This is a genomic window from Rhodococcus sp. G-MC3 (assembly GCF_030063335.1).
Lineage (GTDB): Bacteria > Actinomycetota > Actinomycetes > Mycobacteriales > Mycobacteriaceae > Rhodococcoides.
The window spans coordinates 234,611-247,916 of the sequence record NZ_JASISW010000001.1; the positions used below are offsets into that span (position 1 = coordinate 234,611).

A 13,306-nucleotide genomic window follows, 5' to 3' on the forward strand; every position below is an offset into this window, starting at 1 on the left:
CGATAACAGAGCCACTGCTAGGTACCTTCCGGCTTTTCAGGTGGCTTGGGCGGCTCAGGCGCCGGCACGACGGCCAGAATTGCGCGCTCGATTTCCTCGCGTGTCGCACGACTGTCCGATCCGGTGAGGTCGATACAGAATGCGTCGACCACCGATGCGCCCAGTGTGGCGACCCTCGCCCACCTGACGTCGGCTCCCAGCGTTTCCAAAGCACTCGCCAGGCGACACAGCAACCCGAGTCGATCCTCGGCGCGAAGTTCGAGGACAACCTGTCCAGGTTCCGTTCCGTCGAACCACAGCACACGTGGTGGTGCCTGCGCATACAGGACAGGGACCGCCGAGTCCTCCCCCTCGTCGTCGAGTTCGATCAGTCGGGCGTCTCGCTCCTTGGCATCGAGAAGTCCGACGAGATCCAACTCGCCTGCCTGCGCCCGGATGATTTCCTGGCGCAATAGGCCTGCTTGAGGCGGAGTTCCGAACAGTGGTGCCACCGCGAAAGAGTTCACCGCCGAACCGTCGTGGCTGCCCAATGAGGCGGACAGCACTCGCAGCGAATGCAGAGCCAGCACCCCCGCTGCGTCGGAAAGCAACCCCGGGGTGTCCGGTGCGACGACCGTGACCACGTACGTGTGCGAACCCTCGGTCGGTTGCAGGTCGACGTGCACTCCCCCTTTCTCGGCGAGTGCAACGTGAGCCTTATCGATCGGGTCGGGAGTGGGTAACGTCTCGCCCGCCATCACCATTCGGCACCGGCGCACGAGCTCACGAATGAGCGACGCCTTCCAGTCTCCCCATACGCCAGGTCCGGTAGCCAACGAGTCTGACTCGGCGAGTGCGTGCAACAACTCGAGCAGGACCGTATCGGCACCGAGCTTCTCCACCACGGTCTCGACGGTGACCGGGTCGTCCAGGTCGCGCCGCGTCGCGGTATCGGGAAGAAGCAGATGATGTCGAACCATCGCGCTGAGCAACGCGACATCCGAGGGCCACAATCCGAGCCGGTTGCCGATCTGGTTGGCGAGCTCGGCTCCCACAAGACTGTGGTCGCCGCCGCGGCCTTTACCGATGTCGTGAATCAACGCACCGAGAACGAGAAGGTCAGGGCGGGCGACTCGTGTGGTCAAAGCGCTGGCGTAGGCCGCAGTTTCGACGAGATGTCGATCGACTGTCCAGGTATGCACTGCATCACGCGGGGGCAGGTCCCGCACCGCACCCCATTCCGGAATCAACCGGCCCCAGAGCCCGGTTCGGTCGAGCGCTTCGATGGCAGCAATTGCGCGGCGCCCAGACCCCAGCAGAACGAGGAGATCATTGAGTGCTTCCTTGGGCCAGGGCTCGCGTAGTTCGGGTGCACTGTCGGACAGCTGATTGAGCGTGGAGGCCGACATCGGCATTCCTGTCTGAGCAGATGCCGCAGCGACCCTCATGATCAGGCCTGGATCTTTCCCCGGCCTGGCATCTCGTGCGAGCACAACCTCACCTGCATGCTCGACGACGCCCTCGTCCAGCGGTCGACGAACAGGTGCCCTACGCAGACGAGAGAGACCACGACGGGGCAGTGCATTGCCTGCCGTCCGCAATCCGACGTCGACCGAATAACCAATGGTTCGTGCTGAGTCACTGAGCACACGGGCGAGATCGAAACGGTCGCCGATGCGAAGTGCTGCGCCGATTTCGTCGGCATCCTGCGCGCGCAGTTGATCACGCGCCCGTCCTGCCACACGATGCAACTCGGTTCGAACGTCGAGTAGACGCCCATGCGCGAAAGCGAGGCCGCCGCCGGGTGATTGAGGGCCGAGCCCTGGCATGCCGTCGGTCAGCTGGGCAATCGACAGGGCATCCAGGAGTTGTACGTCGCGCAAACCGCCGCGCCCACTCTTGAGGTCGGGCTCGGCTCGGTGCGCGATTTCGCCACTCCTCGCCCAGCGTGACTGCGTCTGCGTGATGAGCTCGTCGAAACGGGTTCGGATTCCGGTGCGCCATTCCCGACGGACTCCGCCGATGAGCAGATTGCTCAACTCGACGTCGCCTGCGATGTGGCGAGCCTCCAGCATTCCGAGCGCCGCGGTCATGTCGGACGCTGCCACCTGAAGCGCCTGCGGCACGGTGCGGACACTGTGGTCCAGCTTGATGTGCGCGTCCCACAACGGATACCAGAGCTTGTCGGCCACCTCGGCGACGATCTCCGGGCTCATGTCGTCGTGTAGAAGAATCAGGTCGAGGTCCGAGTACGGGAGTAGTTCGCGTCGGGCAAGTCCGCCGACTGCAACGATGGCAAACCCTGAATCCGGCTTGATGCCGAGTTCGGCCCCCTTGGTGGTCAGCCAAAATTCGTGCAGATCGACCAGGGCTTGACGTAACGAGGGCGCATCGAGACGACGATTGCGCGCCCCGCCAGCGAGCAGTTGCTTCCTGGCGCGGGCCAAGTCGGCTGCCGCATCGCTCTTGCCTTTCGGCACCGAGCCCTTCGAAACGGAGCCCTTCGAAACCGAAGGCCCCGATCCCGCAGCATTCGCTGAAGAATCGGGGCCGCCTGCCGAAGACCCGTGTGGGTCAGAGCGCATCGGCGCCGCGTTCTCCGGTGCGGACTCGTATGACCGAGTCCACCGGTGAAACCCATACCTTGCCGTCACCGATCTTGCCGGTACGAGCAGCTTCGACGATCACCTCGACGACCTTCTCGACGGCGGCGTCATCGACGACGACCTCGACGCGCACCTTCGGCACGAAGTCGACGGAATACTCGGCGCCTCGGTAGACCTCGGTGTGGCCCTTCTGACGGCCGTATCCCTGCACTTCACTAACCGTCATGCCAAGCACACCGGCCTGTTCGAGAGCGGTCTTGACGTCCTCCAACGTGAACGGTTTGACGATTGCCGTGATCAGCTTCATTTCCCTAAACCTCCTTGCCGGTTACGCGGCCCACTGCAGAGTTTCCGCCGAGTGCGGCGAAATCGTATGCAGTTTCTGCGTGCTCCGACTCATCAACTCCGAGTGACTCACCCTCATCGCTCACGCGCAAACCAAGCGTGTACTTCACGATCAATGCAACCACAGTGGTTCCAACTAGGGAGTACAGCAGTACTGCGCCCGCTCCGACGGCCTGACGCCAGAGCTGGTCCGTGCCGCCACCGTAGAACAATCCATCGACACCCGCAGGAGCATCTGCGGTCGCTACAAGTCCGACCAGCAAAGTGCCGACGATGCCACCTACCAGGTGAACACCGACGACATCGAGCGAGTCGTCGAAGCCGAACTTGTACTTGAGACCCACGGCCAGAGCACAGAGGGCACCGGCCACAACGCCGATGACGATTGCTCCGTACACATTGACCGACGAGCACGAAGGCGTAATTGCAACCAAGCCTGCGACGATGCCCGACGCTGCGCCCAGTGTGGTGGCGTGTCCATCGCGAATTCTTTCCACCAGCAACCAAGCGAGCATGGCGGCGCAGGTCGCGACGACGGTCGTAACGAACGTGGCGCCGGCAATACCGTTGGAGCCCACTGCCGACCCTGCATTGAAGCCGAACCATCCGAACCAGAGCAGTCCGGCGCCGAGCATCACGAGCGTCAGGTTGTGTGGTCGGAACGGAGTTCCAGGCCAGCCCTTCCTGCGTCCCAGGATAATGCAGAGCACCAGGCCTGCCGCACCGGCGTTGATGTGAACTGCAGTTCCGCCGGCAAAGTCGACAGCGGCAAGCTTGTTGGCGATCCAACCGCCCTTCTCAGCGGTCACACCGTCGAAAGCGAACACCCAGTGCGCTACTGGGAAATAGACGAGAGTCGCCCAGAGACCAGCGAAGAGAAGCCAGGGCCCGAACTTCATCCGGTCTGCGACAGCGCCGGAGATCAGCGCCACCGTGATGATCGCGAACATTGCCTGGAAAGCGACGAACACAGTTGCCGGGATTGTTCCGACGAGAGGAATCGCCGAGTCGGCAATGACAGCACCCGCGTCGTCGGCCTCCGCCAGATAGGAGCCACCGATCAGGCCCTTGAGGCCGAAGTACTGAAACGGGTCTCCGATGAAGTTGCCTTTGTCTTCACCGAAGGCGACCGAGTAGCCGAAAAGGACCCACAGAATGCCGACCACTCCCATGGCTCCGACACTCATCATGATCATGTTCAGCACGCTCTTCGCGCGGACCATGCCACCGTAGAAAAACGCCAGACCCGGGGTCATGAGCAACACGAGCGCGGCACTTGTGAGCATCCACGCGGTGTCCCCGGTGTCCGCTGCGCCAATTGTGGGGAAATCCACCTTGAGCCTCCTCCTTCTGGCCCAGCCATGCGCGGCTGGCTACCTGAGAAGACAGAATGCTCACTTGGTGTTTCATCTAGGACTCTGCCGTGTTGCGGATGTGTGAACGCATCGACAGTTTTTGTTTCGCTTGAGTTTCATGGTGCGATTCGTCACGAAATCAGCGCGTGTTCGGCCGACGAAACATCTAGAACTTTCAGTTTCGCACTCGAATCACGTCACTGCGCTCAGCCCAGAAGAGCGTCCACGAACGCTTCCGGCTCGAACGGTGCAAGGTCGTCCGCACCCTCGCCCAAGCCAACCAGTTTCACCGGCACACCGAGTTCACGCTGAACCTGGAACACGATGCCGCCCTTTGCTGTGCCGTCGAGCTTGGTCAGCACGACCCCGGTGATGTTCACGACCTCGGCGAACACGCGGGCCTGGGTGAGACCGTTCTGCCCCACCGTCGCGTCGAGAACCAGCAGTACGTCGTCCACGCGAGCCTTCTTCTCGATCACGCGTTTGACCTTGCCGAGCTCGTCCATGAGACCCGACTTCGTATGCAGACGACCAGCGGTGTCCACCACGACCACGTCGACCCCCTGCTCGATGCCCCTCGCCACCGAGTCGAACGCAACAGCAGCAGGATCGGCGCCTTCCTTGCCGCGCACGACCTCAGCGCCCACTCGTTCGGCCCAGGTCTGAAGCTGATCAGCGGCGGCGGCACGGAACGTATCGGCGGCACCGAGAAGTACTCGTCGTCCGTCGGCGACGAGTACTCGCGCCAGCTTGCCTGTGGTGGTCGTCTTTCCGGTCCCGTTGACACCGACGACGAGCAGTACGGCAGGCGTTCCGTCGTGTGGAAGCGCTCTGATCGAGCGATCGAATTCCGGATGCAACTGGGAGATCAAGATCTCGCGCAGCAGAGCACGCGCATCCGCTTCGGTGCGAATGCTGCGCGATGCCATCTGCTGACGCAACGCAGTCATGATCTCCTGCGTGGTCGACGAACCCAGGTCCGCGATCAGGAGTGTGTCCTCCACCTCTTCCCACGAATCTTCATCGAGATCACCGCCCCCGAGCAGGCCCAGCAGACTCTTGCCGACCGCTGACTGCGAGCGTGACAACCGTCCACGCAGACGGTCGAGGCGGCCGTCCGTCGGCGCGATATCGTCGAGAACGGGCAGCTCGGGCCCGGAGGCGGGCTCTGTTTCCGGAACTGCGATGGGCTCGGGAACCGCGGAGGGCTCAGGTTCCGGCTCGAGCGTCGGCTCAGGTTCCGGCTCGAGCGTCGGCTCAGGTTCCGGCGTCGGCTCAGGCTGCGGCGTCGGCTCAGGCTGCGGCGTCGGCTCAGGCTGCGGCGTCGGCTCAGGCTGCGGCGTCGGCTCAGGCTGCGGCGCAAGCTCTGGCTCTGCCGTAGCAGTCCCCTGGCTGAACGAGAATCCGCTACCGGCCTTGTAACCGCCGGACCGATCCTTCTGTCCCTCTTCGATCGTCGGCGTTTCCGACGACTTCAGCGACACTCGGCGTCGACGCGACAAAACGAAACCGACGACAAGTCCGACAATGAAGATGGCCAGAACGGCCGCCACGATGATCCACGCTTGGGTACTCACGGCATTCATCCTGTCAGGGCGACGGGCACCGCACTCGCCCACCCTGGCCACACGAGTGGCCGGCGTAACGAAGTCAGATGATCGGTAGCGAGAATGTCTCGGCGGCACCGATCGTTTCGACGCCGCCGATCGTTTCGGCATCGGGTTCGCTCACCGGCTTGTCGTCCACCGGTGGTTCCCCTGAGGCGTCGTCCTCTTCGTCGACCGTCGCGCTTGCGATGGTCTCTACCCTGTTTCGGTTGAGACGTTGAGAAATGACCGTCGTGATGCCGTCACCGCGCATCGAGACGCCGTACAGAGCGTCCGCAACTTCCATGGTGGGCTTCTGGTGCGTGATGACGATCAGCTGTGACTTCTCGCGAAGTTGCTCGAACAGACCGATCAGACGACGCAGGTTGGTGTCGTCGAGAGCAGCCTCGACTTCGTCCATCACATAGAACGGAGATGGCCTGGCGCGGAAGATCGCGACGAGCATCGCCACAGCCGTCAACGACTTCTCGCCGCCGGACAGCAAGGACAACCGCTTCACCTTTTTGCCGGGTGGCCGCGCTTCGACCTCGATACCGGTAGTGAGCATGTCACCCGGCTCCGTCAGGATCAGCTTGCCCTCTCCACCGGGGAACAATTTCGCGAACACTTGCGTGAACTCCCGCTCCACATCGATCCAGGCATCGGTGAAAACTTGGAGGATTCGCTCATCCACGTCGGCGACGACCTCGAGCAGATCTTTCCTGGCCGACTTGACGTCTTCCAACTGTGTCGAAAGAAAGGTGTACCGCTCCTCGAGCGCTGCGAACTCCTCTAGCGCGAGTGGGTTGACCCTGCCCAGGGTGGCAAGATCTCGTTCGGCTCGTTTGGCTCGCTTTTCCTGAGTCGTGCGGTCGAACGGCATCGGCGCCGGTGCCACCACCTGCTCGCCTCGCTCCTTCGCCGCCTCGTACTCGGAGAGCTCGAGTTCGGTCGGCGGCAGGGCGACGTCGGGTCCGTACTCGGCGATCAGGTCGTCGAGACCGATGCCGTGCTGTTCGAGAATCGTTGCTTCCAGCTGTTCGATCCGCAATGCTGCCTGGGCACGTGCAACCTCGTCGCGGTGTACCGCGTCGGTGATGGACGCCAGCTGGCCCTGCAAAGCACGAACCTGTTCCTTGACACGGTCCAGTTCGGCAGTGGTATTCGCCCGCTGTGCAGACAGTTCGTCGCGGCGAGCAGAAGCCGCGGCCACGACGGACGCGAGCCGCTCAGCAACCCGAGTACCTGCGGATACGACGGACTCGGCGACCGCAGCCGCGTGACGACGCGCTTCCATTTCCCGTTCGGCCCGTTGGCGCGACTCACGTTCTGCGCGAGCCGCACGGCGAAGCGAATCGGCTTTACCGCGCAGAGCCTGTGCCCGCTCCTCTGCCGTCCTGACATTGAGGCGGGCCTCGACCTCGACGGACCGCACCTCGGTCAGCGCAGCGGCCGCAGTTTCGCGCGCAACGGTGGAATCGTCGGAATCGTGGACGTCACCGGAACCCGACTGTTCGTCTTCCGCCAACCGGAGCCGCTCTTCGAGTTCTGCGAGCGCGCCGAGGGCTTCCTCGCGGCCGCTTTCGGCTGCAGTTCGTTGCTCGGTCAGTCTGGCCGACTCGCCGTGCGCCGACCGTGCAAGCTGTCCGAGCCGACCCAGCTGCTCGTACACCGCCGACATCGCTGCATCGGACTCGTTGAGGGCAGCGAGAGCCTGTTCGGCGGACTCCCTGCGGTCCGACTGCTCGGCGAGCGCACCCGACAATGCGGCTTCCAACTCTGCCGATCGCCGCTCGGCCGCAGTGAGCTCGACTGCGGACGTGTCGATGGCGGCTTGGACTTCGAGAGTGCTCGGTCGACGGTCGGATCCGCCGGAGAGCCACCCGGAATCGACATAGTCCCCCTCCTTCGTGACGGCGCGGACACCGGGCGTCGAACGAACGAGTAATTCTGCATCGTCGAGTGAGGAGACGACGACGACGTCGCCGAGAAGCGCCTCCATAGGACCGGACAGTGATTCCGGGTAGTCGACGACGTCGATCGCCCACCGTGCGCCCTCGGGCAACGAGATAGCACGCGGCCGCTGCGCCCCGCCGCTGTCGTCGTCGCCGTCGCCGTCGTCGAACACGATCGCAGCACGACCGCCGTCCGCGTAGCGCAAAGCGAGAACAGCCTCTCGCGCGCGGCCAAACGTCTCGGCGTGCGCCGCATCCGCGGCAGGTCCCATGGCCACCGCAACCGCAACGTCGAACCCGTCCTCGACCATTATCTTCTCGGCGAGCAGACCAGTGACGCCCAGTTGCCGGTTTTCTACCAGCCAGCCTGCGCCGTCCTTACGCTCCAGACCCATGGTGAGTGCTTCGATACGGGCCTGGAACGACGCGACCTTCTTGCCTGCAACTCGATCCTCGTTCTGCAGCTCGGTCACCCGGGCGTCAGCACTACGCAGTGCCGCTACAGCTCGTTCGTAGTGCGTGTCCAGGCTCAGCTCGCTCGCGTCGAGACCGGAGATCTGATCCTGCACGCTCTCGAACTCGATCTGAGCATGGTCACCGCGCTCCCGCGCCTCCTCGATGGCAACGGTCAATCGAGCAACCTCGGCATCGATCGAATCAGCCTTGGTCCGGTAGGTATCGACCTGACCGGAGAGCCTCGCGTACCCCTCACGCCTGTCTGCTACCGCACGCACCGCGGCCATGTGAGCTCGTTCGGCTTCGGCCGCAGCCGCTTCGCGCTCGATCAGTTGCTCACGGGCCACTTCTAGCGACTCGCGCGCGATCTCGACGGCCTCGACGAGCTCGAGCTCCTCTTCCGCGACACGCTCGGCTTGCTGATCGAGTTCGTCGGGATCCTGTCCGCGCCCTCCGGTGGGAGCCGAATCGAGGTGACGGGCTCGCTCGGTGGCGATGCGGACGGTCGCGTTGACACGTTCGGCGAGTGCAGAAAGCTGGAACCACGTCTGACCGGCAGCTTCGGCACTGGGCGTCAGGCGTGCCACCGAGTGTTCGAGCTCACCGAGCGCCACGTTGCCCGCCTCCAACGTGTCCTGAACGGCCGCGTACTGCTCACGGGCTGCCGCCTCGTCCTGCGTCTGGTTGGCGAACTCCTCGCGTCGCGAGACGAGATCGTCGGCGGCCAGGCGTAACCGCGCGTCGCGGAGGTCGGCCTGCACCGTTTGCGCTCGACGCGCGACTTCGGCTTGCCTGCCGAGCGGTTTGAGTTGGCGCCTGAGTTCGGAGGTGAGGTCGCCGAGCCGTGCGAGGTTCGCCTGCATCGCATCCAGCTTGCGAACGGCTTTCTCTTTGCGCTTGCGGTGTTTGAGGACACCCGCAGCTTCCTCGATGAAGGCACGCCGATCTTCCGGCCGTGACTCCAGAATTGACGCAAGTCTGCCTTGACCGACGATCACGTGCATCTCGCGTCCGATGCCGGAGTCACTCAGTAGTTCTTGCACGTCCATGAGCCGGCAGGAGCTGCCGTTGATCTCGTACTCGCCTGCACCATCGCGGAACATTCGGCGAGTGATCGAGACTTCGGTGTAGTCGATGGGTAACGCGCCGTCGGTGTTGTCGATCGTCAACGTCACCTCGGCGCGACCGAGGGGCGCACGGCCCGACGTGCCCGCAAAGATGACGTCTTCCATCTTCCCGCCGCGGAGCGCTTTGGCGCCCTGCTCGCCCATCACCCAGGTGAGAGCGTCGACAACGTTGGACTTTCCCGATCCGTTGGGCCCGACGACGCAGGTGATTCCGGGCTCGAAACGAAGAGTCGTCGACGAAGCAAAGGACTTGAAGCCCTTCAGCGTCAGACTCTTGAGATGCATGGCGTTCGAGACTACCGGGTGGGCGCGCATGCACCGTGCACACACCGACCATCACGGTTCGATAACGTCTGGAACAGCTTCCAATTGCTACACCTATCGCTGGAGCGCAAGGACCGACATTCTTCGAGCACGTCAACGTTCGACGAAGCCGACAACCCCGCCGCGAGACGGGTCCCACGTCTCGACGACCAACGACACCGACCCTGGAGTCGTTCCGCTACGCAAGAGAGCCAGCAGTCGCTCCAGCTGATCCCGTTCGCCTTCGGCAACGACGAGCACACGTCCGTCTGCGTGATTGGTTGCCGAACCGACCAGACCGAGTTCGAGAGCCCTCGATCGTGTCCACCAGCGGAATCCGACGCCCTGGACCTGTCCGTGCACCCATGCCGTCAATCGCGCGTCGCTCGGACTCGAGTCGGTCATGCGGGCGTCAGCTTCCTGACAGTTCCGTCGAAGCTGGTCGCGTACAACGAAGTTCGGTCCCATCCAGGGCCACCGAAATCCACCGAACTCGTCAGTGGCAGTCCTGTCCCGAGAACGCATGATTGGCCTGTCCGGGGATCTATGCGGAGCACTCGGCTCGCGAGATTCTGCGCCAGATAGAGCTGTCCGTCGGGTCCAACGGTGAGGTCGTCGGACGCGGTGAGCGGCCCGAATCCATCCACCGCAAGGGTGCGCGACTGCCCGCTGGGATCGTCGGTATCCACCTCGGTGATCGCGAGCGCTGGATCGAAAGTGTTCGCCACATAGACGGTGTTGCCGTCTATTGCGATGCCGTTGGCCGTCCCGATATCGGTTCTGACCGAAGACGGCTCGTGCGGGACCTCGTGAGGCACGACAGTGAGGCCGGTGTCACTGCCGAGGTTCCGGGTGGTGAACAGATCACCGTTCGACGACATGGCCAACCCGTTGGGCATGACCAGACCACGCGCATACGTCGTCCGTGCCCCCGTCTCGATGTCGAGTGTGTCGATGGTTCCGTCGGCGGTACCGAAAACTCCAGCGGCCGTGCCGTTCCCGGTGGTGAAGAACAGCGTGTCGCCGTCGACGACCAGTCCACCGGGCGATGTCACGTCCGGGACGGCGGTGCGGCGACGGCCGTCCGGTGTCAGTGCCTGGATTCTTCCCATACCAAGCGGGGAGGTCTCCGACAGGAATATCGTCCCGTCCTCGCCGAATGCGAGATTCTCGAGCATGCCGAAACCCTGAGCCACCGTCGAGACGGTCCACGGCGAACACGTCGGAGCCGCCGCAGCATCAGGAGTTCCGACCAGCACCGCGCCTGCTACAGCTACTGACATCACAACCGCACCGGCCCCGACAGCCATATCAGGCGTCCACGTCGATATCGAGGGTGACCTTCGTACCTGCCGCGAGCGTCCGACCGACCGTGCAGACCTTGTCGATTGCTCGCTCGACCACAGTGAGAAGGCGCTGCTGAGCTTCCGGGTCGAGTGCGCTGAGGTCGATCTTCAAGATTTCGTGTAGCTCGGGGTAGCGCTCGTTGTCCCTGTCAGCAGCTCCTGACACCTCGATGGTGGCGTCGTAGCCGTCCCCCAGCCTGCGAGAGAGCGGCAGGTCCGAGCTCATTCCGCTGCACGCGGCGAGCGCGATCTTCAGTAGTTCGCCCGGGGTGAAGACGCCGTCGACCGATTCCGATCCGATCAGCACCTCGGCTCCGCGCGAGCTCTTGCCGGTGTAGCGGCGGGTTCCTGTCCGCTCGACCCAGAGTGATGTCGGTGTGCTCTCGTCAGCCATGAGAGCCGATTCTAGGGTCAGGACCTGTCCGCGCGTGGTCGCGGCTGGCACTTCGGGCAGCTGTACGAGGATCGGTTCATGAACTTCTCGCGCCGGATGGGGCTTCCGCATCGCGAGCACGGCCGACCTTCCTGGCCGTAGGCGTCGAGCGAGCGGTCGAAGTACCCGGACTCGCCGTTGACATTGACGTAGAGCGCATCGAACGACGTGCCGCCCTGCGCCAAAGCCTCGCCCATCACCGCCTGGGTGGCGACGAGCAACCGGCGCAACGCCGGGCGTGTCAATGTCTCCGCGATTCGGTTTCCGTGAATCTTCGCGCGCCACAACGCTTCGTCCGCATAAATGTTGCCCACTCCGGACAGAACTGTTTGATCCAGAATCGCGCGTTTGATCTCGGTCTGCTTAGCCCGCAGAACGCTCACCACTGCTTCCGCGTCGAACAGCGGATCGACAGGATCGCGCGCGATGTGAGCCACCGGCACGGGAACGATAGAACCGTCGACGTCCTGGAGTGTTGCCAGCGCCCACCCACCGAACGTGCGCTGATCGACGAATCGGAGGTCGGCACCATTGTCCAGCCTGGCTCGGATGCGCAGGTGCTTCTCGTCCGGGACGGCGGGAGGCTGGACCAGCATCTGACCACTCATTCCGAGATGCACGACGATGGCGACATCACGGGGTTCGAGGGGAAGCCACAGGTACTTTCCGCGGCGTTCGGCCGAGGAAATCTGCCTACCACGCAGTTGCCCGATCAGATCCTTACCACCGGCGAAATGACGTCGGACCGCGCGAGGATGAAGGACGTCCACCGATTCGATCGTGGTCCCGACAACGTGGGCTTCGAGTCCGCGGCGCACGACCTCGACTTCGGGAAGCTCAGGCATCCACGCCGGCGGTGTAGGCCGAGTCCGGCGAGAGCGCGTTCCACGCCGTGCTCGCGGCCTTCTGCTCCGCTTCTTTCTTCGATCGGCCCATACCTACGCCGTAAGGCCTGCCGCCCACGAGCACGGTGGCAGTAAATTCCTTGTCGTGATCAGGACCGGTGGACGAGATCTCGTATGCGGGCACGCCGAGAGACTTCTCCGCAGTCAGCTCCTGCAAGCTCGTCTTCCAGTCGAGGCCTGCGCCGAGACGCGGCGCTCGGTCGAGAAGACCTGCGAAGAGGGCAAGTACTACACGCCGAGCAGCGTCGATGCCGTGCTGAAGGTGGATCGCGCCCAAGAGCGATTCCATACCGTCCGCGAGGATGCTCGGCTTGTTGCGGCCACCGGTTTGCTCCTCACCCTTGCCGAGAAGCAAATGGCGTCCGAGACCGCCTTCGCCGAGTTCGCGCGCGACCTCGGCGAGTGCATGCATGTTCACGACGCTGGCACGAATCTTCGCCAATTCACCTTCCGACTTTGCGGGGTGAACTTCGTAGAGTCGCTCGGTGATCGTCAAACCCAGCACCGAATCGCCAAGAAACTCCAGGCGTTCATTGGTGGGTAGACCGCCCTGCTCGTAGGCGTACGAGCGGTGCGTCAACGCCAACGTCAACAATGGTTCGTCCAGTACAACGCCGAGAGCGGCGAGAAGCGACTCTCGGTCGTCCCCGCCGCTTTCGGCTGGCTTGCTGTTCGATGAGGCAGAACTGCCCTTGTTCGTCACAGTGCGTCCGCTCCTAGGGAGATCAGACAGCTGCTGCGACCTGGCGGCCCTTGTAGGTGCCGCACGAGGGGCACACGATGTGGGGCAGCGTCTTCTCGCCGCAACCACGGTTGGGGCACGTCACGAGGGTCGGCACAGTGGTCTTCCACTGTGCACGACGCGACCTCGTGTTGGAACGCGACATTTTGCGCTTCGGGACAGCCACTT

General features: G+C 63.5%; 11 protein-coding genes. All 11 read right to left on the reverse strand.

What is annotated here, in order from left to right; translation table 11 throughout:
• Positions 1 to 17: 17 nt before the first annotated feature.
• The 11 genes from QMK17_RS01140 to rpmF all read right to left on the reverse strand — a co-directional run bounded on the left by QMK17_RS01140 (position 18) and on the right by rpmF (position 13,304).
• On the reverse strand, positions 18 to 2,564 hold the full coding sequence (locus QMK17_RS01140) for a [protein-PII] uridylyltransferase (RefSeq protein ID WP_283506500.1): 2,547 nt from the start codon (positions 2,562 to 2,564) through the stop codon (positions 18 to 20).
• Positions 2,554 to 2,892, reverse strand: coding sequence for a P-II family nitrogen regulator (locus QMK17_RS01145; RefSeq protein ID WP_075840128.1), 339 nt, complete (start codon positions 2,890 to 2,892; stop codon positions 2,554 to 2,556). Before QMK17_RS01145 ends, QMK17_RS01140 begins: the two co-directional genes overlap by 11 nt.
• Before the next feature lie 4 nt (positions 2,893 to 2,896).
• The gene (locus QMK17_RS01150) at positions 2,897 to 4,216 is read right to left on the reverse strand and encodes an ammonium transporter (RefSeq protein WP_442972670.1); all 1,320 of its coding nucleotides are present in this window, start codon (positions 4,214 to 4,216) and stop codon (positions 2,897 to 2,899) included.
• A 275-nt stretch (positions 4,217 to 4,491) separates the two neighbouring features.
• Positions 4,492 to 5,871 carry a signal recognition particle-docking protein FtsY gene (gene ftsY, locus QMK17_RS01155; RefSeq protein ID WP_283506502.1) on the reverse strand — a complete coding sequence of 460 codons (1,380 nt, stop codon included), beginning with the start codon at positions 5,869 to 5,871 and terminating at the stop codon, positions 4,492 to 4,494.
• Positions 5,872 to 5,935: 64 nt separating this feature from the next.
• Positions 5,936 to 9,694, reverse strand: coding sequence for a chromosome segregation protein SMC (gene smc / locus QMK17_RS01160; protein WP_283506503.1), 3,759 nt, complete (start codon positions 9,692 to 9,694; stop codon positions 5,936 to 5,938).
• A 132-nt stretch (positions 9,695 to 9,826) separates the two neighbouring features.
• Entirely contained in the window at positions 9,827 to 10,117 is a 291-nt protein-coding gene (locus QMK17_RS01165; protein WP_283506504.1) for an acylphosphatase, read from the reverse strand.
• Positions 10,114 to 10,995, reverse strand: coding sequence for an SMP-30/gluconolactonase/LRE family protein (locus tag QMK17_RS01170; RefSeq protein WP_283506505.1), 882 nt, complete (start codon positions 10,993 to 10,995; stop codon positions 10,114 to 10,116). Before QMK17_RS01170 ends, QMK17_RS01165 begins: the two co-directional genes overlap by 4 nt.
• 28 nt (positions 10,996 to 11,023) lie before the next feature.
• A complete protein-coding gene (locus QMK17_RS01175; RefSeq protein WP_283506506.1) occupies positions 11,024 to 11,452 on the reverse strand; it encodes an OsmC family protein in 429 nt (142 codons plus the stop codon).
• Positions 11,453 to 11,469: 17 nt separating this feature from the next.
• Positions 11,470 to 12,336, reverse strand: coding sequence for a bifunctional DNA-formamidopyrimidine glycosylase/DNA-(apurinic or apyrimidinic site) lyase (gene mutM / locus QMK17_RS01180; protein WP_283506507.1), 867 nt, complete (start codon positions 12,334 to 12,336; stop codon positions 11,470 to 11,472).
• Complete coding sequence (gene rnc / locus QMK17_RS01185) at positions 12,329 to 13,099, reverse strand: ribonuclease III (protein ID WP_283506508.1); 771 nt, start codon at positions 13,097 to 13,099, stop codon at positions 12,329 to 12,331. The genes mutM and rnc overlap by 8 nt, the downstream gene beginning before the upstream one ends.
• A gap of 22 nt (positions 13,100 to 13,121) precedes the next feature.
• Positions 13,122 to 13,304 carry a 50S ribosomal protein L32 gene (gene rpmF / locus QMK17_RS01190; protein WP_283506509.1) on the reverse strand — a complete coding sequence of 61 codons (183 nt, stop codon included), beginning with the start codon at positions 13,302 to 13,304 and terminating at the stop codon, positions 13,122 to 13,124.
• Between the last annotated feature and the right edge of the window lie 2 nt (positions 13,305 to 13,306).